25 protein-coding genes are annotated in these 24,242 nt (G+C 45.7%); 5 read left to right on the plus strand and 20 right to left on the minus strand.

Annotated features, from left to right (window positions below; translation table 11 throughout):
- Positions 1 to 125: 125 nt before the first annotated feature.
- Entirely contained in the window at positions 126 to 1,754 is a 1,629-nt protein-coding gene (locus VP97_RS10650; protein WP_050181775.1) for a family 14 glycosylhydrolase, read from the minus strand.
- 142 nt (positions 1,755 to 1,896) lie between these two features.
- The gene (locus VP97_RS10655; protein WP_050181777.1) at positions 1,897 to 3,120 is read right to left on the minus strand and encodes an MFS transporter; all 1,224 of its coding nucleotides are present in this window, start codon (positions 3,118 to 3,120) and stop codon (positions 1,897 to 1,899) included.
- A 214-nt stretch (positions 3,121 to 3,334) separates the two neighbouring features.
- On the opposite strand from VP97_RS10655, the gene VP97_RS10660 reads away from it, so the two are divergent.
- A complete protein-coding gene (locus VP97_RS10660) occupies positions 3,335 to 4,759 on the plus strand; it encodes a PstS family phosphate ABC transporter substrate-binding protein (protein WP_050181779.1) in 1,425 nt (474 codons plus the stop codon).
- A 1-nt stretch (position 4,760) separates the two neighbouring features.
- Here the strand turns inward: VP97_RS10660 and VP97_RS10665 are convergent, their stop codons facing one another.
- Both VP97_RS10665 and VP97_RS10670 read right to left on the minus strand, forming a co-directional pair.
- Positions 4,761 to 5,861, minus strand: coding sequence for a GGDEF domain-containing protein (locus VP97_RS10665; RefSeq protein WP_050181780.1), 1,101 nt, complete (start codon positions 5,859 to 5,861; stop codon positions 4,761 to 4,763).
- A gap of 252 nt (positions 5,862 to 6,113) precedes the next feature.
- Complete coding sequence (locus VP97_RS10670; RefSeq protein WP_050181782.1) at positions 6,114 to 6,371, minus strand: YciI family protein; 258 nt, start codon at positions 6,369 to 6,371, stop codon at positions 6,114 to 6,116.
- Positions 6,372 to 6,855: 484 nt separating this feature from the next.
- On the opposite strand from VP97_RS10670, the gene cidR reads away from it, so the two are divergent.
- The 3 genes from cidR to VP97_RS10690 all read left to right on the plus strand — a co-directional run bounded on the left by cidR (position 6,856) and on the right by VP97_RS10690 (position 8,816).
- Positions 6,856 to 7,752 (plus strand): cidABC operon transcriptional activator CidR, encoded by an 897-nt coding sequence (cidR, locus tag VP97_RS10680; RefSeq protein WP_050181786.1) that lies wholly within the window; start codon positions 6,856 to 6,858, stop codon positions 7,750 to 7,752.
- A gap of 145 nt (positions 7,753 to 7,897) precedes the next feature.
- On the plus strand, positions 7,898 to 8,428 hold the full coding sequence (locus VP97_RS10685) for an acyl-CoA thioesterase (protein ID WP_050181973.1): 531 nt from the start codon (positions 7,898 to 7,900) through the stop codon (positions 8,426 to 8,428).
- 13 nt (positions 8,429 to 8,441) lie between these two features.
- Positions 8,442 to 8,816: a hypothetical protein gene (locus tag VP97_RS10690; protein WP_050181788.1), complete on the plus strand. Its 375-nt coding sequence runs from the start codon at positions 8,442 to 8,444 to the stop codon at positions 8,814 to 8,816.
- A gap of 355 nt (positions 8,817 to 9,171) precedes the next feature.
- Here the strand turns inward: VP97_RS10690 and VP97_RS10695 are convergent, their stop codons facing one another.
- Complete coding sequence (locus tag VP97_RS10695; protein WP_050181789.1) at positions 9,172 to 9,723, minus strand: DUF1836 domain-containing protein; 552 nt, start codon at positions 9,721 to 9,723, stop codon at positions 9,172 to 9,174.
- A gap of 138 nt (positions 9,724 to 9,861) precedes the next feature.
- On the opposite strand from VP97_RS10695, the gene trhA reads away from it, so the two are divergent.
- Entirely contained in the window at positions 9,862 to 10,506 is a 645-nt protein-coding gene (trhA, locus tag VP97_RS10700) for a PAQR family membrane homeostasis protein TrhA (RefSeq protein ID WP_050181791.1), read from the plus strand.
- A gap of 42 nt (positions 10,507 to 10,548) precedes the next feature.
- Here trhA and VP97_RS10705 read toward each other — a convergent pair whose 3' ends face one another.
- The 15 genes from VP97_RS10705 to VP97_RS10775 form a co-directional block, all read right to left on the minus strand.
- The gene (locus tag VP97_RS10705; RefSeq protein ID WP_082220320.1) at positions 10,549 to 12,615 is read right to left on the minus strand and encodes an amidase family protein; all 2,067 of its coding nucleotides are present in this window, start codon (positions 12,613 to 12,615) and stop codon (positions 10,549 to 10,551) included.
- A 146-nt stretch (positions 12,616 to 12,761) separates the two neighbouring features.
- A complete protein-coding gene (locus tag VP97_RS10710) occupies positions 12,762 to 13,211 on the minus strand; it encodes a DUF6376 family protein (RefSeq protein ID WP_050181793.1) in 450 nt (149 codons plus the stop codon).
- Between the two features lie 107 nt (positions 13,212 to 13,318).
- Positions 13,319 to 13,993: a hypothetical protein gene (locus VP97_RS10715; protein WP_050181794.1), complete on the minus strand. Its 675-nt coding sequence runs from the start codon at positions 13,991 to 13,993 to the stop codon at positions 13,319 to 13,321.
- Positions 13,986 to 14,474, minus strand: coding sequence for an ECF transporter S component (locus tag VP97_RS10720; protein WP_050181796.1), 489 nt, complete (start codon positions 14,472 to 14,474; stop codon positions 13,986 to 13,988). The genes VP97_RS10715 and VP97_RS10720 overlap by 8 nt, the downstream gene beginning before the upstream one ends.
- Positions 14,474 to 15,058: a cob(I)yrinic acid a,c-diamide adenosyltransferase gene (locus VP97_RS10725; protein WP_050181798.1), complete on the minus strand. Its 585-nt coding sequence runs from the start codon at positions 15,056 to 15,058 to the stop codon at positions 14,474 to 14,476. Before VP97_RS10725 ends, VP97_RS10720 begins: the two co-directional genes overlap by 1 nt.
- Positions 15,055 to 15,480: a bifunctional adenosylcobinamide kinase/adenosylcobinamide-phosphate guanylyltransferase gene (locus tag VP97_RS10730; protein WP_050181800.1), complete on the minus strand. Its 426-nt coding sequence runs from the start codon at positions 15,478 to 15,480 to the stop codon at positions 15,055 to 15,057. Before VP97_RS10730 ends, VP97_RS10725 begins: the two co-directional genes overlap by 4 nt.
- Positions 15,432 to 16,043: a histidine phosphatase family protein gene (locus tag VP97_RS10735; RefSeq protein ID WP_050181802.1), complete on the minus strand. Its 612-nt coding sequence runs from the start codon at positions 16,041 to 16,043 to the stop codon at positions 15,432 to 15,434. Before VP97_RS10735 ends, VP97_RS10730 begins: the two co-directional genes overlap by 49 nt.
- On the minus strand, positions 16,001 to 16,777 hold the full coding sequence (locus tag VP97_RS10740; RefSeq protein WP_050181804.1) for an adenosylcobinamide-GDP ribazoletransferase: 777 nt from the start codon (positions 16,775 to 16,777) through the stop codon (positions 16,001 to 16,003). The genes VP97_RS10735 and VP97_RS10740 overlap by 43 nt, the downstream gene beginning before the upstream one ends.
- Complete coding sequence (locus VP97_RS10745; protein ID WP_050181807.1) at positions 16,774 to 18,231, minus strand: cobyric acid synthase; 1,458 nt, start codon at positions 18,229 to 18,231, stop codon at positions 16,774 to 16,776. The genes VP97_RS10740 and VP97_RS10745 overlap by 4 nt, the downstream gene beginning before the upstream one ends.
- Positions 18,216 to 18,761 carry a bifunctional adenosylcobinamide kinase/adenosylcobinamide-phosphate guanylyltransferase gene (locus tag VP97_RS10750; RefSeq protein WP_050181809.1) on the minus strand — a complete coding sequence of 182 codons (546 nt, stop codon included), beginning with the start codon at positions 18,759 to 18,761 and terminating at the stop codon, positions 18,216 to 18,218. Before VP97_RS10750 ends, VP97_RS10745 begins: the two co-directional genes overlap by 16 nt.
- A complete protein-coding gene (gene cobD, locus VP97_RS10755; RefSeq protein WP_050181811.1) occupies positions 18,758 to 19,828 on the minus strand; it encodes a threonine-phosphate decarboxylase CobD in 1,071 nt (356 codons plus the stop codon). Before cobD ends, VP97_RS10750 begins: the two co-directional genes overlap by 4 nt.
- Positions 19,803 to 20,765 carry an adenosylcobinamide-phosphate synthase CbiB gene (cbiB, locus tag VP97_RS10760; RefSeq protein ID WP_050181813.1) on the minus strand — a complete coding sequence of 321 codons (963 nt, stop codon included), beginning with the start codon at positions 20,763 to 20,765 and terminating at the stop codon, positions 19,803 to 19,805. The genes cobD and cbiB overlap by 26 nt, the downstream gene beginning before the upstream one ends.
- Complete coding sequence (locus VP97_RS10765) at positions 20,762 to 22,225, minus strand: adenosylcobinamide amidohydrolase (protein ID WP_050181814.1); 1,464 nt, start codon at positions 22,223 to 22,225, stop codon at positions 20,762 to 20,764. Before VP97_RS10765 ends, cbiB begins: the two co-directional genes overlap by 4 nt.
- A complete protein-coding gene (locus tag VP97_RS10770) occupies positions 22,225 to 23,280 on the minus strand; it encodes a FecCD family ABC transporter permease (protein WP_050181815.1) in 1,056 nt (351 codons plus the stop codon). Before VP97_RS10770 ends, VP97_RS10765 begins: the two co-directional genes overlap by 1 nt.
- On the minus strand, positions 23,243 to 24,199 hold the full coding sequence (locus VP97_RS10775; RefSeq protein ID WP_050181816.1) for an ABC transporter substrate-binding protein: 957 nt from the start codon (positions 24,197 to 24,199) through the stop codon (positions 23,243 to 23,245). The genes VP97_RS10770 and VP97_RS10775 overlap by 38 nt, the downstream gene beginning before the upstream one ends.
- Between the last annotated feature and the right edge of the window lie 43 nt (positions 24,200 to 24,242).

Genomic DNA, 24,242 nt, shown 5'->3' on the forward strand with positions numbered 1-24,242 from the left:
ACCTTTGTTCCAAATATCGGAATCATAATTCTTATTTTCGGAATATAGAATCATTATAATTATCAGAAAAATGGAATGCAAGAAAAATTAAGAGCGACCAGAAAAAATTCTGATCGCTCTTAGTATTACCATTCGCCGTTAAAAAACGCTTCTCCAGCGGAAGGTGTTGTATATTTATTGTTTTCGCCGTTCTGCCAAAACCGTTTACCATCTGCATTTTCATACAAAAACTTAAATGAATATGAACGGTCTGCTGCAAGATTTACGGAACCGCTCCAGCTGCCATCCGTATTTTTAGTCAGCTCATATTTATACTGGTCCGGATGCCAGCGGCCGATTTCTCCACGGTTCCCAATCACATATACATGCTTGGCATCTTCTGGAACTTTTGAGACTGTAAAAGTCACTGGCATTTGTGTTAGAGCCAGCTTATCAACCATCATATGGAATTCTTTTGTAGGATTGCCTGTTACATTATCAAACAAATAATTCATGCGAAGCAATGTAAAACCATCAAACCCGTAATTAAATGTCATTTCAGCAGAATTGTCAAAACCCCATTCATTATTAATCATTGCCAGTGCATTTTCCCCGTTTAAAGAAATGCCCCGCTCATTTGCCAGTGTGGCGATTTGGGTTACGAGCGTTTTAGGAGCGCTGTAGTACGGCGCAGCCTGGGCGTTCGCATCATCCATCTCTAAGCATGTAAATGTCAGGGCCAGGTTCGCTTCCTTCACCTTGTCCAGCAAACGCTCATAACTGTAATAGCCCGTACTGTATTCAGCTGCATGCGGCATTTCTGGATCATTCATTTTCCAATGAACGCCTGAAATTTTCACGCCGATCGGTACGTCAAATACCCGGTCGAACTGCTTATGGGCGGCTTTTGAGATAGAAGCCATATGGGTTTCAAGAGCACCCTGATACCAGTTCATAAAATCCTGCCCATATGCTGTATTATACGCCTGTCCGCTTGTGAAAAATGTATCTCCCGAGGCTGGAGACTGAATATCGCTCCATTTTTTATAGCTTGTACCCCAGGCTGCATTCAGCTTCTTAATATTTTTGTATTTTTTTTGCATTGCTTCTTGAAAGCTTTTCTTGGCTCCTTCTGTATAAGCCTGCAGCTGCCCGCGCTCAGGCCATTTCCAGTTGTCTGCAAATTGATAAGACGGATACCGAAGTTCGCCGGCCGGTCCGCCGCTCAAGTATATTTTAACAATCAAGTCTTCCTCATCGGCAAACTGCTTCGCAAAAGCACGGTAAAATTCCTCATACTGTTTAGCCGTCCCTTTCCACCATGGGGCCAGCGCTTCTTTATTTACGTAACCGCTTTCACTTTTGAATGCCATATTTTCAGCGCTGTCTTTTTTCCACAGCCATGACGGAATAGGATAATTGCAATCATCCCCGACATTGCCTCCGCATTGATGAGTGGACATAATTGGCACCCACTTTAACCCGGACGCTTCGACAGTCTGTGCGTATTTCTCATAGTAGGACCAGTCGAATTGGTTATCTCCTTCACCTTCTACCATTCCCCACCAAATGTCCGTGGTTAGTGCATAAACACCGTTTTCCTTCATTGTCTTAAGTTTTTCTTCAAATGCTTCCCAGTCGGTAATTTCGGTTAACGGTGCCATTACATAAAGCTTGTACTCTTTCTGTACATCCGCTTGAGCCGGCTGTATGCCCAGAACCCCAGAAACAAACAATACATTGAACAGCATCCATCCATACAACACTTTCTTCATTTAACACAACCCCCTTCGTTTTGTGCAAACGTTTGCATTTTGGAGCAAAAAAAGAAGCTCATTCCTTCCTTTCAAAGAAAGTATAGTAAATGAACTTCTATTCAGTCAATCCTGTTTTCAAAAATGAATCTTTATAGCTAGATTAAGAGAGCGCTCTTTGCTCCATATCTGCGTTCTTTGATTTTCTGACGACTTTTCCATATCGATAGTAAACAAACGCTGCGGATACAAAGCCGATCACAGCTAAAAAAGCATCAAAAATAAAAATAATTGCGATGTTGCCGGTTTCGGATAAAAGTCCAGTCACGAGCGGCATGACAATAGCTGCCAGTCCTCCTGCTGTTGCGACAATGCCGGTAACGGTGCCTTTTTTCTGCCAGAAAAGCTCTGTCATAATGGTAATCGCCAGCTGGAAAATACCCGCTGTCGAAAAGCCGATAAAAAAAGCTGTTATAACGGCGACCGCTGGAATTTTCACCGTTAAAATCGTTGTGATCGCAATAAAGGTTATAATCGGGTAAACAACAATCACAGTAACCGGACGTACTATTTTTTTCAACAAAATAGATAATAAGAGAACTGAAATAAGCGCCCCGATGCTGTAGTAGCTCAACAATTTCACCGCACTGTCTGCGGCCATTCCGAGCACTTCCTCCCCGAAGCTTGGCAGCCAGATTTGCGCGACTGTAAACAATCCTGTCGACGTAAACCCGATGATTACAAGCGCAATTCCTTCACGTGAAAATTTCGGTTCTGATAAAAACTTCGACTTTCCGGCATTCTCGGCTGCCTGGCTGGCCACAATAGCCCGGTGATTCGGAAATGTAACGGTCATGAGAAACAGCATATTTACAAAGAAAATAGCTGCCGGCACAAAAAACGCATAGCTGTATGATGCGCCTTGATTGGCAAAAAACAAAATCATAAATGGAAGCAGTGCCGCCCCGAGAGAGATAAACGCCTTCACCATTACATTGGCAGAGCCACTCGAACGCGGAAAAATTTCCACCAGGCCAGGATACGAGCCTGCATCCATGGCTGAGTTTGCGACTCCTGCTAAAAGCGCAAACATAAAGGCTACTTCATAAACGGGCGACAGTGGAATGCCGACAAGAAAAATCCCCATCGCCAGCGCCGCAAAAATCACAAGCGGCTTCCGCCCAAACCGGTCCGAAAGATGGCCGGATAATGCGTAAGTAAGCAGCTTGCCGATCCCGATTGCACTGATAATATAGCTGATCCCCGCCTTGTCTGTATCCCATTGCTCAGATAAGGAGGTCATATTAGACGAGAGAATAATATTGACCATGCCAAGCAACAAATAATTTACATACAAGCCGGAAGCAGCTTTTGTATATGGATTCATCTTAACCACCCTTCTTTCTACAAACTTTTTTCATTATAACAAATATTTCAATTTCCTGTTTTTCTAACCTCTGTCTTACTTTACATCCCTATTGCTGCTAAAACACAAATAGTGTATTATTACACTAAATGAATTTATTTTTATCAAAAGTGAAAATATACGAAATGCAAAATGATAGGATGTTAGATGTATTAAAATGAAAGGGTAAATACGGATGAATACAAACAAAGGGGCTTTTTATTTTATTAATTATGGATTGGTTCCATTTTCACTTGCTTTTTTTGCTGCTGGAGGACTTTTGATTTTTGAGCAGTTAACAGTGGTTTGTGGTGCCGTCTTTACAATTGGCGGTTTTGCTGCCGGCATATGTTCAGGCAAAAAAGCAATCGTCAGGCCGCTGGACACCTTTCTTTATCCGCTTCTCTACACACTTGGATTATGGGCAGCGTGTATGATCATAAGCGAAGGCTTTTACGGAGCCGATGCATGGTCCCTGTTTGCTCTGCTGCATCTTCCGCTTGGGCCTGCATACTTTTTCTCTTCGCTTTATGGAATTGGCTATTTATTTATTCTGATTCCTGTACTGTATGAACTCGCTTTTTTTATGGGTTTTTTGGTCAGAAATCGAAAGCTGAATATTCAAGCTGTGAAAAAAACGGTTCTGACAGCAGCAGCGATCGTCATGTTTGCCGGAACAGGCTTGTTTATTACATGGGAGCGTGCTAAAACGGTCCTTCCTTCTCATGGATTTGAGTATGAAGGAGGCAATTCGAGTACAGATTTAACTCCTTATAACGTGACCAATCCAGACAACATTCTTCCCAAACTGAATGAAAAGTCTTCCTTTTGGATCGATAAGCGGCAGAATATGCTTGTACTCGACGGTGCAGAAGCGGCGTTTCCTGTTTACTCTGCTTTTGCACAGGCCGTTTATAAAAACGCCAATCAAAACAGCAATTTTATTACGTTTACCAATACAATCCATGCCTATGAACGGCTGCTTCAAGGGGAGGCAGATATTTATTTTGGTGCCGAACCGTCTAAAGCTCAGCTGAAAATGGCCAGTGATGCCGGGGTCGAGTTAATAATGACTCCGATTGGCAAAGAGGCGTTTGTGTTTTTTGTTAATCAGCACAATCCGGTTCAAAACCTTTCGACCGAACAAATTCAATCCATTTACAGCGGTAAGACGAGAAACTGGAAAGAAGCAGGCGGAAACAGCCAGCATATTCTTGCTTTTCAACGCCCTGAAAATTCGGGGAGCCAGACGTGGCTGCAGAAAATCATGGCGGGCAAACCGCTTATGACTCCTGTAAAAGAAGAGGTGCCAGAAGGGATGGGCGGCATTTTAGAAGAAGTCGCTGACTACCGCAATTACAAAGGAGCAATTGGCTTTTCTTTTCGTTTTTTTGCTTCCGGCATGCAAAGCTACGAGCAGCTTCGCTTTTTGTCCATTGATGGTGTCGCACCTGCTCCACAAAATATAGCAAATGGAAGCTATCCTTTTACCGCTACTCTTTACGCTATCACGCTAAAAGAAAATAAAAAACCGTCCGTTGCTCCTTTTCTCCAGTGGATGCAAAGTGAGCAGGGACAGCAATTGATTGAGGAGACCGGCTATGTGAAAATCAATCAATAAGTTAAGAGCAGGCTGCTGCCGGCTCTGCACAGATGGTTCGGTTGCGGCCAGCCTGCTTCGCTTCATAAAGTGCATGGTCCGCTTTTTTCAGCAGCTGGTCGGAGGCAAACTCAACCGAGGAAGCCAGTCCTGCTGAAAACGTAACGGACACCTGGACGTTATTCACAAAGACCGGCTGGCGGGCAATTATCTCACGGATTCGTTCAATGGCCAACAGCGCATTTTCTTTCGTGCAGTCAGGCAGAATCACAACAAACTCTTCTCCTCCATACCTGGCTATAATATCGATACTACGCAAATTATTTAGCAGTCTTCCGCTCACTGCCTTCAGCACGCAGTCACCGACAATGTGTCCATATGTGTCATTTACCTGCTTAAAGTGATCGATATCAATAAAAACCAAAACAAATGGCTTTTTTCCTCGCTTTCCGTCAGAAAACTGCTGGAAATAAGCCATAAACGCCCGGCGATTATACAGCTTCGTCAATGGATCTCTTCTGGCCGACTCAAGTAAGTGCTGCTTGGACAGGAACTCGCGGCGCAGATCGCTAATCATCCAAACAATTAAAAAGCTTAGCAGGAGGCTCGTTGGCAAAGCAATCGGTGTTATTTCAACTAAATATATACGCGCGGGTGTCACACCCAAAAAAGCAATAAATAAAACATTTACACTATTTAAGAACAAAACCGTCCAAATCACTTTTTTTCGTGAAGTCCATTTTGAAAACATAATATGCAGCACAGCACCTGCTGCCGAAACAGCTATTACCGTCCAAAAGCCTGAGACAGCTGCTTCGCTTACACCAAAAGATAACCGGGCCAGTCCAATGCCCAATCCAGCCAGTAAAATAAGCCTCTTTTTCTGCATAAGCAATACCGCTACAATAATCGGCACAAATCGAAGATCAAAAATAACCTGATCATCTAATTGAATGCCAAGCAACATGGAAGCCCATCCCGAAAAAATGACCATTGCCAAAAGAAGAGCGTTTTTCAGCTTTGTTCCGGCGCTTACTAAAAATTGTTTGTACAACAAGCCTGCCATCGTAATGATGGCCATTAATATTGATGCGTTCGTGATAAATTCTTTCATATTCATCATACCGTTTCCCCATCTTTCTTTGTGTCATTGCTGTAAGTGCTTTTTAAACGGTTTGTGATGCCTCTGCCGTCTCTTCTGATTACAAACTGCTCTTTTTATAAGAGGCTTCTTTGACAGTCCAAACAAATGATTCTTTAGAATCGATATATTAGTCCTGACTCTACATATTCCTCTGTCTTATACCCTTTTTTCAGTTATTTAGTACTATTAAACATAAAAAAGACACCTGGCATGTGCGCAGGTGTCTTTCTTTTAATTTTTTATCCATTCTTTTAATTCAAGGCGGCGTACTTGATGGGTAACAGCCGGATCATTTTCGGCCAGCTGGAGTGCTTCTTCATATGTATCGGCTACGTATACGACCATCCCACCGGATCCGTCAGCAAAAGGTCCTTTTGCAAACACTTTATTTTCTTTTTCAAGCTCCGCCAAATAATCAAGGTGAAGCGGGCGTACTTCCTTGTTTTTCTCTGGATCGATCATGTGCAACAGGGCTGCGTAATAAGCCATCTTTATTCCTCCATTCGGTTCTGAATACTCTGTCAGTATAGCAGAAAAAAGAAAATAGAGCTGTTACGAATGTAAGATTTTTCGCTCTGGTGCTTTACATGGTTTCTCTCCGCCAGTATTGAGCAAATTTAAAACATAGCTGTGACTTCGAGGAATCTATTGAATACTACTGGAGCTGGTGCGCAGGACTGATTTTAAGCATGACAGAGCCGATGCACAAATGTAAGATACGTCTGACAACACGAAAGATATTTTTGGATTTAATTCATGTACAGATCGGCCAATTATTAACTTGAATGAGTTACCGAAAATTTCATGACTATTTTTGATAGCACACAACACAATAGCATTTTCATCCGTTACAATAATATTATCATTGGGTGCATGCACAAGCTCAAGTTCGAGATGTGTACGGTCCATCGCAATCACTGCTCACTTTTTGTTTGAAAATGGAGCGACTACGGAAGAAATGGATGAATAACAAATGGATATTAAACACCTACAGTATTTTATCGAGGTTTCAAATTTCAATAGCTTTTCAAAAGCCGCTGATCACTTGTTTATCACGCAGCCGACGATCAGTAAAATGATTAAAAATCTGGAAGCGGAGCTTGGCGTGGAACTGTTTGACCGTTCCCGCAAAAAGCTGATACTCACCGATGCGGGCAACATTTTATTGGAGCAGGCAAAGCTCGTCAGCAAAGCATTTCATAACCTGGAAACCGAGCTCGATAATCTACTGGAGCTGAAAACCGGACACATTCGAATCGGCCTGCCGCCCATTTTTGATGCGCACTTTTTTTTAAAGGTCGTCGGATTGTTTCACGAAAAGCACCCTGGCATTACATTTCAGCTGAAAGAAGAGGGGTCAAAATCTATTGAAGAGGCCGTGGAGCAAAACGAGCTGGATGTCGGAGTGGTTGTCCTCCCCACACAAAATGAGCTTTTTGATCATTTTGCTTTCATGGAAGAAGATTTAATGCTGATCCTGCCAATATCCCACCCTCTTGCCGGACGTGCGGAAATTGACCTGGCATCACTTTCATCTGAATCCTTTATTTTATTTAATAAAGACTTTGCGTTGAACGATCGGATCATTTCCTCCTGCAACGATGCCGGATTTCAGCCCCGCGTGATTTCGGAAAGCTCGCAATGGTCATTTATTGAAGAAATGGTTGCTTCAAAGCTTGGCATTTCTCTTCTTCCAGAAAGCATATGCCGGCATTTGAGCGATCACGTTTGTACAGTGAGAGTAGTAAACCCATCGATCAGTTGGAATTTGGCTATTATTTGGAGAAAAAATCAATATTTATCCTATGCGGCCAAGGAATGGCTTTCATTTACCAAGAAAGAGCTTTCAAAAGCGGCTTCTTCCCATTGAAGCTGCTTTTTTCATGCCTTTTGTTTATGAATGAAAACATTTACATAGACAAAAGCTATACTACAAATGAAAAAGAACCATTTTACTTACATTGTAAACGGGCGTACACTGAGAGCGTGATTCCAACATGGAAGGATTGAAAATCATGAGCGCAGTAAAAGAAGCGATCAAAACACGTGAAAGCCGCATTGTACACACTGACCAGGTATTATCATGCGATTTAAATAATTATCAAACGTTATTCGGCGGCGTGCTGATGAAAAAAATCGACAGTGCTGCCTGCCTATCTGCAAGACGCCATTCTCGCGTAAAGCAATGCGTAACTGCTTCAACCGATTCGATTGACTTTTTAGATTCCATTCGCGAAACCGATTCGGTTTGCGTTGAATCGTTTGTCACTTACACAGGACGGACATCAATGGAAGTATTCTGTAAAGTAATTGCCGAAGATATCGGCACAGGCGAACGCCGTATTGCAGCCACTGCTTTTTTAACCTTTGTAGCCATTGGCGAAGACAAAAAACCAGTTGAAGTACCGGATGTTATTCCCGAAACCGAGGAAGAAAAGTTTTTGTTCGAAACAGCAAAAGACCGTGCGGAAATGCGTAAAATCCGCAGAACAAAAAGCAAAGAACTCGCAGAATATATGACGCTAAAAAAACCCTGGGACAGATAAAGGAGGAATGAGAATGATTACGACATTACGCAGCATTGATGAACTAAAAGAAGCGAAAAAAGCTCTTGCTGACTTGCAGGATTCTTATCCTATCCTTTGTGAAAAATTTGTTCATGTGGCCGGCCTGACACGTTCATTACAGCTGAAATATCAGTATATGGGCTGCTTGATTATGGATGAGAATTCTGATGACTGCCTTCCGAACATCCCATACAGTTCTGTTCTTCGTCTTTATAAAAGAGAGGTTAAGATGTTGAAAAATGATGAGCATATTGGAGCTTTGAAAGAGCTTTTCCAGTCATTCAAAGAAACCGGCTACGCAAAAATCAGCTTGCTTGCGCTGGGCCGTTCACCTGAATCCCTTATCGGCGCATCAAGTATAAAATAACCTGAACCAGGAGTCCCCTCCTGGTTTTTTGTTTTTCAGCAGGCTTGTATGCAAAAAGAAAAAAGAACCTCCTTTTTATGAGAGATTCTTAGACCGTAGACAAATGATTGATAACCGTCACATGAATGGGAGAGATCGTCGGCATCCGAGCAGCTCCGCTTTCCATGGGGCAGGCGCTGCCCAGACGCCGCCAAGTGGCTTGCAACAAGATTGTATAGGGCTATAAGGTCGTATTTTTTCTTTTTATAAAGAAGAGAAAATCTCTATCTGGTCCCTGACTGATTGATCTTCAACACCACTTATCGGTTCTTTTTTGAAAGAAAAAGACTTTGTCTACACAATAAGAATCTCCTTTTTAAGAGAGATTCTTTTTTTCTGCCAGCTGATCCACCAGCTTTTCTGCTGTTTTGCGGTACATGTTGCTCATATGAACAAGCGACAGGATTTGCATAATCTGGCCAAGCTCGCCAGTGTGCGTGGTAATTTCTTCCATACGTCCAGCAATATCCGCCCTTCCATATTCTACGTTATCAGCTGCAACTGTTAAAAATTCTTCATAAAAAGCATCCAGATCAATGTCATCGATCCGCTCATTAATGCCGGAAAGCGTCATTTTAATATCATTGATCGAAAGCGTGCCTTTAAGCTGGTAAATGAGGCTGATCAACAAAAGATGCTCTTTCGAATACTTTTTTTGTTGAATCGGAAACAGCAATTTTCCTTTTGCGTAATTGTTAATCATCGTTTTAGTTAATACTTTTTCTTCTTCATTCCGAGTCGAGCTTTCAAATGTTCGCTCAAATAATTGAATAACCTGATCCATGTATAGGTCAATACTCGGTATCTTATCCGGTGTCAACTGGTTATCAAGATGAAGTTCATTTAATATGTCTGTCAGTTTTCCCACATAAACACCTGCTTTTTAGATCGTTATATTTCTTTTATTATAAGGGAATATTCCTTATATGTAAAACTTGACTATATAACATAATAGTAATATTATAATATATAGTTATTAAAACTACATATAACAGGAGGAACATTCATGACCTCTTTTATTCGCGAACCAATTAATGCCATTACCCACTGGTTTGGAGCGATTTTATCGGTAGCTGCTCTTGCTGCGATGCTGCTCAAGGCTTCTACAACCGGCTCTGCACTGGCTCTTTTAGCTGTATCGGCCTTTGGCATCAGCTTAATTCTTTTGTACACAGCTTCTGCGCTTTATCACTCCGTTATCGCGTCTGACGCGGTGATCGCCCTTTTCAGACGCCTGGATCATTCGATGATTTTTGTACTTATCGCCGGCTCTTATGCACCCTTTTGCTTGATCAGCCTACATAGTCGGACCGGGTTGATTTTATTTTGGATCGTCTCAGCGGCAGCTGTTTTAGGTATTTTGTTTAAATTGATTTGGTTCACCTGCCCAAGATGGCTGTCAACCGCTCTGTATATATTCATGGGCTGGATGGCTGTGTTTGTGTTTTCCCCGCTTGCTTCAAGCATGGAAACAGGCGGGCTTGTCCTGCTTATAAGCGGCGGTATTTTTTATACAATCGGCGGCATCATCTATGGGCTGAAGCCGTCCTGGATGCAATTTGGGCAGATGGGCTTCCATGAAATCTTCCACATTTTTATTTTACTTGGCAGTCTCGCTCACTTTTGGAGTATTTTTATTTATGTTCTTTAATAAAACAAAACCACGGATCTTTTGGTCCGTGGTTTTGCTGTATTATTTAAAGTCTGGTTTTTCTCTGTGGTGGGTTCCTTCTTGATAAGAATAAGCGAGCTTAATAAGCGTCGGTTCACTAAAAGCTGTTCCCAAAAGCTCCATGCCAATCGGCAGTCCTTCTTTACTGAAGCCGATCGGAACGGACATCGCCGGATATCCAGAGAATGGGCTCAGGCGGTTATTTGTTCCTGCCCCCTGATCTGAACCAATTTTTTGCGGCAGCATTGTAGAAGTCGGATACATTAATGCATCTACATCTTGACTGCTGTAAACGGTCATTAGGTTTTCAGTTGTTACTTTAGGACGGTTCGTCACGATATCTACATAAGCAGGATCGTCCAGCGATACTTTGGCTTCACGTGCTTTTAAAGCTTCTTCTAAACTCGGGTGATATTTACCGCTTGCGATTACTTCACTCAATGACTTTACCGGTGCTTTTTCTCCAAGTGAAGCTAAATAATCGTTTAGCTGGAACTTAAACTCATAAGAGCTTAAGCTCGGATATGCCATAATTTTGTCCAGGTTTGGAATTTCCACATTTATTACTTCTGCTCCGAGCGCTTCCATATCATCAATCGCCTGCTCGGTTGCTTTAATCACCTGCTCATCTTCTCCAAACAGCGCTCTGACTACCCCGATACGCGCCCCGTCTAATCCGTCTTTATCTAGATAATCTGTGTAGCTGTCTGGAATGTGGCCATTTCCTTTCTCGGTAACAGGATCTGCTTCATCGTAGCCAGCAATAGCATCAAGTACAAGCGCTGCGTCCTCTACGGTTCTAGCCAGCGGTCCGCCTACATCCTGTGTTAAGGCAAGTGGGATAATGCCATCCCGGCTGGCAAGGCCCATAGTTGGCCTAATGCCCACGAGACTATTAAATGTTGCTGGTATCCTTATGGACCCTCCCGTATCTGTTCCCAGCCCTGCTGCAGCAAAATTTGAAGCAACGGCAGCGCCGGTTCCACCGCTTGAGCCGCCTGGATAACGCGTCAAGTCATACGGATTCAAAGTCTGCCCGCCCAATGAACTGTATGTATTAAAGCCAAAAGCAAACTCATGCAGGTTGGCTTTACCGATTATAATCGCACCTTCCTCGCGCAGTTTGGCCGTCTGAAATGCGTCATCCGGCGCCATGGATCCCTCCAGTGATAAAGAGCCGGCCGTAGTTGGCATATCGACAGTGTCATAATTGTCTTTTAACACAATGGGAATGCCATGAAGCGCTCCACGAATTTTCCCCTCTTCCCGTTCCCTATCAAGCTGTTGCGCTGTTTCGATCGCTTGTTCATTCAATGAAATCATTGAATTGATTTTTGGACCCTGCTGATCGAACTTTTCGATACGGTCCAAATAAAAGCGTACAAGCTCTTCTGAGGTCAATTTCCCTTCCTCCATCGCGGCGCTCATTTCAGAGATTGTGGCCTCTTCTATATCAAACTGCTCAACCAGTTCTTTTTGGAGAAAATGGAACAGCCGTAAAATGGTTGCGGCAGATTGCTCACGTGTAATCTGTGATCCCGGGTTGAATTTCCCACTTGTATCACCATACATCAGCCCAGCCGTTTCAGCTGCACCGATTGAACCAGCAAATGTCCCATCATTTTTCACGTCAGCAAATGATTCCGCTGCAGGAGCAAGTTCGGCTGTTTCGGCTAAAATTCTTGCGGCCTGCTCACGTGAAACCGGTTCATTCGGCCGGAATGTTCCGTCACTGAATCCGGCAATCCAGCCCTGCTCTGCTGCTTTTAAAATAGCAGGCCCCAATGTGCTTGCAGCCGGAACATCTTTAAACGTTTTCGACGACCCCTGAGGCAGCCCTTCACCACTGGCTGATTCATATGTAGCAACGACTAATCGCGCAAACTCTCCCCTTGTAACAGCTTGCTTCGGCTTAAAGGAGCCATCCTTGTATCCACTGACTAAACCACGTTCTTTTGCTTCTGTTACTTCTTTTGCCAGGCGGCCTTCTATGTCTGAAAACTGTGCTCCTGCTGTTGTAGCAAATACACTTAGCCCCATCGTGATACTTGCTGCAAATAGTGCAGCTGCTTTACCTTGTTTTCCCATAACCTTTCCTCCTTCTGCTCTCACTCTCTATTTTTCTAAGTTAGCAAATTAGCGTCTCGCTTTCTCTTTTCATGTTATATTTCCTTACATGAAAAATAGAGGCATAAAGGAAAATAAAAAAACAAGCGCAGCTGCTGTACGCTTGTTTATTGGCCTAGTTTTTCAATATTTGTCCGAAGCTCTTGAAGTTCCTGGACGGTTTTCAGCAATTCTGTATCCTCTAAAAGTACCGTTGGATCGAGCATGCCATTTTCTATTTTATTGTTTATTTCACTTAAACCTGACTCAAGCTGACCACTGTAGTCAAGGAGCTTTTCATGGACCCCTTCCGCAATAGCGGGCGCTTCCAGCTGCTGCACTTGATCAATCTCCTGCTGCATGTTTTCAAGCTGTGCCTGCGCGTCCCCGACCAGATTTGGATTCGAGGCAGCTTCTTCAAGCAATGCAGGAACCTCACTGGCAAACTGCTGTGTTTCATTTAAAAAGTTTGTCATATCACTGGCATATGTTAACGTGTCATTGGCTTGCTCCAGCAGTCCGCATCCACTTAATAAAACAGCAGACAGCCCGGCCGCTGCAGCCCATTTTAGGATCATCTTATTTCCTCCTGTTCTTTCGTTCTCTACTATACGAAAAACAGAAGCAAATAGATTCACTTTTTCATAAAAAAACTTCACCGGCGCGAAACCGATGAAGAATAGATTTATTCAAAGATGTTCAGCCGGTAAAGCTGGCCCGCTGCTCGTTCTATCCGCTGAGCTGCTTTTTCTTCAAATGCTACCAAAAAACAGGTGGACGGCCCCGCTGATTTTTCCATATCCAGCTCACAGCAGCCTTCCTTGCCGGAAAGCTGACGCAGCTCGTAGGAAATACCTTTTGACCCGACCGGCAAAACCGCCCGCACGCCTTCCATTTTAACGACTTTATGAAAAACAGAAAGAGAGGCTACGTCTTTTGGATATTCCAATACCTCACTGCCAACAAGCGGCTTGCCGACTATACCGTACTGCACCCTGCTCCCTTCTACCCGGTCGGTATCTCGAACATGCCGGCCGATGATCACCATGCCGGCGGCTGATTGAAGCATGCTGAAATTCGATTCAGTGCTCCCGGTCACCTCCAGCTTACAGCCAAGCTCTGCGGCTGCCCGCTGAACCCCTTCTTGAAGAGGCGTCCATGCCGTATCCCCGGAAAAATTATGAAGAACCGCCGCAAATGGTTCCCCACCAGCAGCGATACATTCCATTAACGCGACCCGTGCAGAAAAGTAGCCGACTACTTCATAAGGAGCCTCTACAGCATCCTGCTCCTTTTGTCCAATAGCGCCGCTGTTATCTGCCGCGATAACAAGCCCGTTTGTCCGAATCACATCACGCATAAAAACGACCATACCTCTTTTTAAATAAAGGCACGAGGCGTGGAAGCAATACATAAGCGGTCATAGCATTTATCGTAGCTGCCATTCCAATGGCGGGCATCGCGCTTATGTAAAAAGCCATACCCATAAAGGGAATAAATAGTGCCGGCAGCATGAGTCCATTTAAAAGAATAAAGATCGGCAGGGCACTTCGTTTCCAGCCCGACCGGTACATCTTGCCAAATACCCACATCACAGCTGCCATTTCCGCGGCAACAACAGCGTGCAGCGGGCCCATCGGAAAGCCGGCAAACAGCGCTGAGACGATATGACCAAAAGCACCGATCAAGGCACCTGCGGCCGGACCCAGCAAAGCCGCACCAATCAGTGCCGGAAATGAATCAAGTGCCACACTCGAAACGGGTGCCGGCACTTTCATCATACCGCCTGCTGCAGACAGCGCAATAAACAGCGCCAGCCAGCTCACTTTTCCCGCTTTCATTATTTATCCTCTTTCCGTTTTCCTTTGCGGAAAACATTGGCACTCCGGACATACTCCACGTCTTTCACACCTTCACGAAAGTTAATGACACGGGCAATAGCAAAAAAGTAATCTGATAAACGGTTTAAATATTTAAGCGTTACCGGATGCACTTCTTCACCCGTCCGCATAAGGGCTACAACAAGACGTTCCGCCCGGCGCGCTACTGTTCTCGCCAAATGGATATGGGCAGAGCCTTTTGAGCCGCCCGGCAGGATAAACCGTTCAAGCTCCGGCGCCTCTTGAATATAAGTGTCGATTTTCGCTTCCATATTATCAATCGATTCCTGCTGCAGCTTAAAGCCACGCTTTCCATTAATCGTGGCCAGATCGCCACCGCAGTCGAACAACTCATGCTGAATGGTCTCTAAATCCGCTAAAATGTCACGGAATTTCACCCGATCAAGCTCCGTCATCGCCATGCCCACGACGGAATTTAACTCGTCCACTGTGCCATACGCGTCTACCCGAACATCATCTTTTCCGACCCGTCCTCCAATAATGCTTGTTTCTCCTTTGTCGCCTGTTCGTGTATAAAGTCTCATTTTGCTTCCTCCTTTATTGTTTCCCCAATGCCGTACCAAACGGTGTCTACTCGCCCAGAAGCAGCTGCCACATCTTGAAAACACCAGCCCGCTGTATCACGAAAAAAACGGTCGAAAGCATTCATTGGCACAATGCCTTTGGTTATATCAGTTCCAATTAAAATTACTGTCCGATCTTCTTTTTTCCATTTTTCGAGTTCTTTTCGAAACAGCAGCCGGGCCTTCTCCGGTGTTTCAAATCGCTCCAGCAGAATACGCACATACCGCTCTATTCCTTCCAGTACCACAATTTCCTCTGTGAAGGCCGGTGCTTCTGTTTTCTTATAAAAGGAATGCCACTGGTGCGGTGTTTTTTCCAGCCCATAAAAATCAATTACCCATTTTTTCTTGCCATTAAAGGCACCGCCTGTAACGAAATGCATCGCTTTTCCCTCCTCATATGGGCCAGGCTTCCCGAAAGCTCAAATCCATGTCCATTTTCTGATGTCCAGTCACCAAACCCTTTCGCTTCTGGCGCCCAGACCGACAGCAAATGACGGATGACACCGCCATGGGTGACAATTGCTGCGCGTTGAATATTCCGCTCAGCCATCTGGTTTAATACATCGTGAAATCCTTCTTCTACCCGTTCCGCGAAGGAAGCATACGAATCGCCGCCTGGCACTGGAAGAGAGTAATCTTCGAGCCAGCGCTGATAAGCAGGTTCGTGTTCCAGCTCAATATGCGTTTTCCCTTCCCACTCTCCAAAATGAAACTCACGCAGCTTGTGGGATACTGTTTGCGGATGCGGCCAAAAAGCAGAGGCGGTTTGCCTGCACCGCACCAAATCACTCGTTACAATCCACTCATAATCCGCCATCGGCTGGCGGAGCGCCGCGCTCCCTGTGCTGCTGAGCGGCACATTGGTCCAGCCACAAAACTGCTTTTTAAGGTTTGCTTCTGTTATCCCGTGCCGAAAAAGACCGACAGCCACACAATCATCCATAACAGCAGTTCCGCTCCTTCCTGAGAGGCACCGAGTAAATCACCCGTAATACCACCAAATTCTTTTGCCGCTGTCGCTTTCACCCATATAAAATATAAGAAGAAAACGCCGGCCATAATCCAAAATAGTAGATGCAGTGCATAAACGCTCATCATCATTACGAAAAAAATACTGTATATAGCCGGCAGAGAGCCCGAACGCCCTTTTTGAAAAAAAGCAGCTAAACCTTCTTGCTTCGCAGACGGTGCATACTGGAGCAGTAAACCGGTCAGCGTCTGTGCAAAAAAAGGAATTAATACAATAGTGGATGTGTGTCGGCTCCCGGCATGCACCGTTTCATAAATAAATAAAAACTTGGACGCTAAAAGCACAATTAGAGCAAGCACTCCAAACGCACCCATATGAGGATCTTTTAAGATAGCGAGCCGCTTTTCTTTATCACGAAAGGAAAAATGAGCATCGGCCCAGTCCATCCAGCCATCCAGATGCAGGCCGCCTGTCAGGACGATGGGCAGAAGCCAGACGAGGAATGCGATCGACAGCGTTGAAAATGGACTCCATTCCAGCAGCACCCAAAAAGCGCCCGCATAGATCGTTCCTTTGATCAGACCAAGCAGTGGCAGCAGATGAAGAACCGCTCTCCGCTCTGCCTGTTCCATTGGGAGAGTCCGATGCAGCGGAAAAACCGTGAAAAATTGTACGAGGATTCCCGCAGCATAAAGATAAGATTTCATTGCTGCCCCTCCAAAATAGCTTCGAACGCTGCCCAATCAAGATACTCCTCAAGGTGAGCAGCGATTCGGTCATAAGTATCGTCCCGGTTGATATCTGCCGGCAGCCTTACCGACAGGCCTTTTGCCAGACGAAGCTTGTTCAGCCATTCGGCCCGAAAAGCATCATTATAAAACAAATGGTGCAAATACGTGCCAGAGAGCCGCCCGTCATCAGAACGATAACCCTCCGTATGAGAAGCCGATGTTAAAAACGGAGGGCCGTCTACTTTTGTTTGCCCAAAATGAATTTCATAGCCCGACAACGGAATTCCATTTGCCTCTCCTTTTGTCCGAACGATTGTTTTTTCATTTGCAAATACTGTGTCGGCAGGAATAAGACCAAGTGCCTGTTCGGTTGAACCCGGCACACCGGTGTCACGCCCCGCGGGGTCGGCGAGCTGTCTTCCCATCAGCTGAAAACCGCCGCACAAGCCGATAACTGTCCCCCCATTTCCGGCAAAGAAGCAGATTTTGTCGGCCAGGCCTGTTTCTTTTAAAAAAGAAAGGTCTGCAAATGCGCTTTTTGTTCCTGGAATAATCACAGCGTCCGGATTCCTGAATTCATCCGGACTGCTAATCCAGCGTATACTCACATCTTTTTCAAAAGCAAGGGGCTCTATATCACTTCCATTCGATACATACGGAAGACGTATAACCGCTATCTCTATCCCGGGGCCTTCCCGGCGCACGTTGCGAATTGACAAAGAGTCCTCCCCTTCGAGCGCATGACCCGGCAAAAACGGTAGAACCGCCAGAACAGGCAGACCTGTATAGTCTTCAAGCCACTTTTTTCCTTCTTCAAAGTAAGCCGGATCACCGTGAAACCGGTTGACGATCAACCCTTTTACCCTTTTGCGCTCCCCTTCGTTTAAAAGAGCGAGTGTTCCGACAATTGAAGCAAACAAACCGCCCCGGTCGATATCCGCCGTTAAAACAACTGGTACATCAGCAAGCTCCGCTGTTTTCATATTGACGACTTCCCGCTTCTTCAGGTTCATTTCAACCGGGCTGCCCGCCCCTTCGATTACAAGGGTATCACCGAGCTTTTCCACTTCCTTCAAACCCGTTTGAATAGCTGCGATAGCCTGCTTGTAATATGATTTTCTATATGCCATACCGGACATTACTTCAAGCCGCTCTCCAAACAGCACGATTTCCGATGCACCGTTTCCTGAAGGCTTTAAAAGGAGTGGATTCATAAACGGGCTCGCTTCAAGACCCGCGGCTTCCGCCTGCAGCCCCTGTGCCCGTCCGATTTCTTTCCCATCCGCTGTCACATACGAATTATTGGACACATTCTGCGGTTTAAATGGAACAGGCCGGTACCCCTTCTTCAATAAAAGACGGCAAAGAGCAGTCGCAACGAAGCTTTTTCCTGCATCGGAAGACGTGCCCTGAATCATAATTCCACGCATGAAATCCTTCCTTTCTTTACAACTGGAATGCCGTGCTCTACTAAAATAGCGATCTCGCATTCCTGTACAAGCCGCTGGTGAATCAAGCCGAGCTTTTTTGCGTATTGTACTGTCATACTGCCGGACATCGGCTCGAACGACAGCTCGTTTGAAACGAGTATGACCGCACGCACCCGCCCGGCCAGTGCAAGCAAGTCTCTTACAACGCGTTCGTCCGCCCCGCAGGACGGCTTGTCTTCACGAAAAAATTCACCAGCCAAAAGCGTGGTCACACAATCGATCAGCAATATATCAGACGCTGTTGTATGTATTTGCCCCAGGTCAACGGACTGTTCGACCGTTATCCATGTGGCGCCAGACCTTGCCCGGCGCTCCTGATGGTGCCCGATACGGGCATCCATCTCACTGTCAGTCCGCCGGCCGCATGCTATATAAACGAGGCGGCCATCCTTATAAGTCTGCTGCATCGCCAGCTCTTCCGCCAAACCACTTTTTCCGCTTCGCACACCCCCGGTAATAAAAATGATCATGGCTTCTTCCACTCCGTTAGTGCCATCAGAAGCTGCTCATTTTCTACTTTTCCTTTCACAGCAGAACGAAGCCATTTCCCATCCAGCCCATGAAAGTTTTCGGTATGCCGCAGCACGATACCGCGCTCAAGCAAAAAGTGAAGAAGTGGCGTTTGATCGTCGATGGCGGGGTCCTTCATCAAGTAAAAGTTGACGGCAGATGGAAGAACAGTGTAGCCTGCCTGTACAATTTCATTAATGACCCACTGACGTTCCTTCTCCATCCATTTTCTTGTTTTATCAGCATGGGCCGTATCCCGGGCAATTTTTTCGGCGGTTTGAAGAGCAATGGCGTTCACATTCCAATGAGGCTGATACCGCGACAGCTCACGAATCGTCTCCTGTGAAGCGGCCACATAACCAATGCGAAGCCCGGCGACTGCGTACATTTTCGTCATAGAATGCAAAACAGCCAGGTGAGGAAATGAAGCCAATTCCGAAATAAAAGACTCGCTGCTATTAAAATCATAAAAAGCTTCGTCTATAACTATCAGCGTACCAAGCGTCCGAGTCTGCTGGAGCAGTGCAAGCAGCTCTTTTTTTTGAAACACCTGACCTGTGGGATTGTTGGGCGTGCAAAGAAAAAGGACGGCCGCTTCCTTCGCCTGTTCCACCAATTCTTCCACCGGCAGCACCCAGTTCTCCGGGGCTACTGGTACGTGCTGGATCGCACAGTCATAAGCCCGGCAGGCATCTTCATATTCGGAAAAAGCCGGCGTCACAATGACCGCTTTACGGCCAGCTGCTCGGCGTGCAATAAAATGAATAATTTCAGCCGCCCCATTGCCGAGCAAGAGATTTTCTGTGCTAATCGAAAACCGGGAAGCAATAGATTCTTTGGCTGCTTTCCCCGATGGGTCCGGATAACCCTCTACTGCTTCGAAAAAAGACGGCCATGCTTCTCTTAGCCAGCGGGGCGGTCCGTGTGGATTTGTATTAACACTAAAATCAATGGTGTGTTCCGGTTTTTTTATTCCTGATGCTTCGTATAAATGAATAGGATTAGCCCCATGTGATGGCAGCCTCATACATAATCACTCCTGCAAGAAACAACACTACAAATAAATAAGTAGCTCGTTCCATTAATTTAGCGGCTTCAATGATGTGCTCTGCACGACGGGGACAAATAGCATCTCCCATTCGCGCGCGGTCTGATACGATTCCTTTGTATGTATTTAATCCGCCAAGCTCAATGTGAAGCAGGCCCGCCACCGCCGCTTCACACCACCCGCTATTTGGAGACGGATGCTTTTTCGCATCGCGCCGAACAATGCTCCAGGCGTGTCTTCTTCCTCCCGGCGGCTTTTGGGCAGCCAGAATAAGCAGGATAGCAGTTAAGCGGGCAGGAATAAAATTGACCAGATCATCAAAACGGGCAGATGCTGTGCCAAAGCGACCATAGCGTTCATTTCGATATCCAACCATCGAATCACACGTATTGACGGCACGGTACAGGAGAGCAGCTCCACCTCCACCAATCATCGCCCCAAAAAGTGGAGCAATAACGCCGTCGGACGTATTTTCTGCAACGGTTTCCACTGCTCCGCGCGTAATTTCTTCTTCATCAAGCTCTTCTGTATCACGTCCGACAATCCATGACAGCTTATGGCGCGCTTCCTTTATATCACCTGCAACCAGCGGACGGTATACATCCATTCCCGCTTCTTTCAAGCTTCTCGGTGCAATGGATGCCCAGATCATGACGGCTTCCAAACCAATAGAGAGGAAAGGATGAATGCGGGCGGCGAGTGCCAGTGCGCCAAATGAACATATGCCGGTAATGAAAAGAACAACGATCAGCATTGCCAGTCCTTTTTCAAAACGGCGGTTTCCTTTATTCCAGTTTCTATCCAACAAAGCAATCAACGCGCCAAACCATTTGACCGGATGCGGCCAGTTGCGCGGGTCACCAACGAGACGGTCCAGAAACAGGGCGATCACAATCGCCGCAGCGTGCCCAATCATAAACTGGCCTTTCTAAGGGCTGTTTTTTGAAGGGACGCTGTCACAGATTCATATACTGCCCGTCCAATTGCAATGCCAAGCGGCGTAATGGAGCCGGCAAATTGCTGGTACGAGCCGCGCTGTGTAGCTGCGAGCAAAATACTGTCTGTTGATGTGCCTGTCGCGATCGTTCCCGTGCCTGCATCATAAACTCCCTGATCTGCCAGCGCTTTTGTTTTTGCTTCGGTGGCCGTCATAATACCTTGTACAAATGCTTCTTCGGATAATTTTCCGTTCACGAAGACCCAAATGTTGATCGTCCCCGGTGAAGGGTGCTTCCAGCTGCTGCGCGGCTGCGTGACATCTATTGCATTGCCGGCACCCGCTGTTGCCACAACAAAAACGGATACATCTTCCTGTACTTCTTTTCTCCATGCTGCATCATCCATATGCACAGCAGTCATCATTCCCACAGTATCCTGGATATCAAAACCGTTTTGAACAAAATAATCAGCCGCTTCCTGCTCAAAGTTTTCCATATTGTAATGCTGGTCAACGTGACGATTTACAAAAGCACTTCTCCATCCCCAGCCTGCACCGATAACACCTGATGATAAGGACTTAAGCGGCACAGGCGGGCGAAGCGACAGATAGTTGCCATGGTGTTCAAGCAAATGAGCATCAATATCGATCTTCTTTTGCCGGCCCTTCTCCGGCAAAATGCTCATTTGCGGCTTTGGCACTTCCGGATGTGGCTGCTTTTGCACCTCGGTCTGGTATACACGTTGAATGTGCTGCTCTATCATAATGTCAGCCGGCTGGCCAAGTTTATGAATGCTTCCTTTATCCAAAAGCAGGAGCCGGTCGCAATACAAGGAAGATAAATTTAAATCATGAAAAATGGAGATAACAGTGAGGCCGTCGACTGTCATTCTTTTTAACAAATCGAGCAGCTCTTTTTGAAAAGACAGATCTAAATGATTCGTTGGTTCATCAAGCAGCAGGATTTCCGGCTCCTGGGCCAGTGCCTGTGCAAGAAAAACACGCTGCCGTTCACCGCCGGACAGGGCAGACAGCGGCTTTTCGGAAAACGCTGTTGTTCCTGTCCGCTCCAGCGCTTTTTGTACCATTTCTTCATCCCGCTCCGTCCATGATTTGAAAAAACCTGTTTGATGCGCGTACCGCCCGAGTGATACCGTTTCTTTTACCGTATACGCAAACTGGCTGGATGTCATTTGCGGAAGAACGGCCACGACGCGTGCCAGCTCTTTTGGACTATATGAAACAGCCGGTCTTCCCTTGATGAGAACTTCTCCTGTAGCCGGCTTTATAAGCCCGCTAACCATGTTCAGCAGCGTGGACTTCCCGCTCCCGTTTGGCCCTAAAATGCCAAACAATTCTCCCTGTTTAACAGAAAAGGATACGCCGCGGACAATAAGCCCGCTTCCGTATCCTCCTGAAAGCTCATTCACTTGCAGCATCACGCGACGCCTCCTTTTCTTTTTCGATTGATTAAAATAAGTGCAAACACCGGTGCTCCAATGAGTGAGGTAATCACGCCAATGGGCAGCTCAGTCGGTGAAATAACCGTGCGGGCGGCAAGATCTGCGATAATCAAAAAACCACCGCCTGCGATCATAGACAACGGGAGCAAATGCCGATGGTCAGGGCCTATTAAAATCCGTATAAAATGCGGAACAACAAGTCCAACAAAACCAATTGTGCCAGATACCGCCACTGCTGCCCCTGTTAAAACAGAACCCGCAATCAGTACCATCATTTTTTTTCTCTGAACATTTACGCCGAGATGCTTCGCTTTCTCTTCCCCAAATGACATGGCATTCAGCTCTGGCGCCAGGTATAGCAGAAGCAGCGAGCCTCCGACAAAAAACGGCAGCATAAGCTGAACATAAGGCCAGCCGCGCATCGAAACGCTCCCAAGCAGCCAGTTGATAATCTGGCGGAGCTCTTCTCCTGTAAGTGCAATCATAAGCGAAATAAATGAGCCTAAAAACGAGCTGAAAATAATTCCAGTTAAAATAATGGTTTCAAGCTTCATGGATCGTTCAATCGCCTGTGCAAACAGCAGCACACAAAAAATCGTCAATACAGCTGTTGTAACACTCACAACCGGGAGTGTAAATCTGCCAAGAAACGGAATAGATACGTGAAAAAACAGTACAAGAACTGCCCCTACTGATGCCCCTGACGACACACCAAGCGTATAGGGATCTGCCAGCGGGTTACGAAGCAGACCTTGAAAAGCCGCTCCTGCAATGGCCAGCGATGCCCCAATCAGCCCGGCCAGTACAACACGAGGAAATCGTATTTCCCATACAATGTTGTCGATAGATGTATCTATCATTGCTTCCGTTCCTATTATATGATGGGCTAAAATAGCTCCAATTTGATGAAATGGCACTTGAATAGTGCCAGCTGCTGTTCCAGCAAATACAGCAGCCGCAAGAAAAAGCAGTGCAAAGGTATAAGCCGTTTTTTTATTGAGCAAAAACGTCCGGGTAGACCGCTTCCGCAATGGCTTCAGCTCCTTCTACAAGGCGCGGGCCAGTCCGGCTTGTAATATCTGCATTTACTTCGACCACTTCTTTGTTTTTCACTGCATTTACATTGCTCCAGCCTTCACGCTTTAACACACCATCCACCGCATTTTCAACGTAGCCTCCATAGTTCAGTAGGATGACATCTGGATTTTTTTCAATAACTGCTTCCTCTGTTGCCTGCGGCCAGCCTTCTTGATCGGCCATAGTATTATTAATATGGAGCATGTCGAAGATTTCATTTAAAAATGTGCCATTTCCTGCTGTATACAGTGTTGGGTCCACTTCAAAAAATACGCTTTTTTCGTCGTCTTCTTTAATAGAAGCAGCTTTTTCTTCAAGATCTGCAAATCCTGCTTTTAATTCTTTTATTTCTGTTTCCGCTTCTGCCGTTGTTCCTGTTGCTTCACCAATCAGCTCAAACGATTGATACATTTCGTCAATACTGGCTGCATTGTTGATCACAAGTACATCAATCCCCGCGTCACGAAGCTGTTGAATGCCTGTTTCTGCAGCAGCACCAGCAGAATCGTGCGCCAGTACTAAATCCGGCTTTAAGCTGATGATTTTTTCCACGTTAAATTCCATTCCACCAACTTTTTCTTTCGTTTTCACATCTTCTGGATATGTATCATTGTCCGAGACCCCTACAACTTCTTCACCCAGCCCCAGCTCATATACAATCTCTGTATTGCTCGGCGCCAGTGTGACGATACGTTTCGGCGCTGCATCGATTTCTACTTTCTGGTCGTCTGCCCCTGTTACAGTCACCGGAAAAGCAGCTGTTTCTTTTGCAGCGTTGTTTTCTTTGGCTGTGTCAGATGTTTTTTCTTCTCCGCCGCCGCAGCCTGCCAATAGTGCTGCTGATAAGCCAAGTGTGATCCATGTTTTTTTCATACTGTATTTCCTCCTTTTTTAACACACAAAAAAAGCACCTCTA

This window comes from Domibacillus robiginosus (genome assembly GCF_000966195.1).
In the GTDB taxonomy this organism is placed as follows: Bacteria; Bacillota; Bacilli; order Bacillales; family Domibacillaceae; genus Domibacillus; species Domibacillus robiginosus.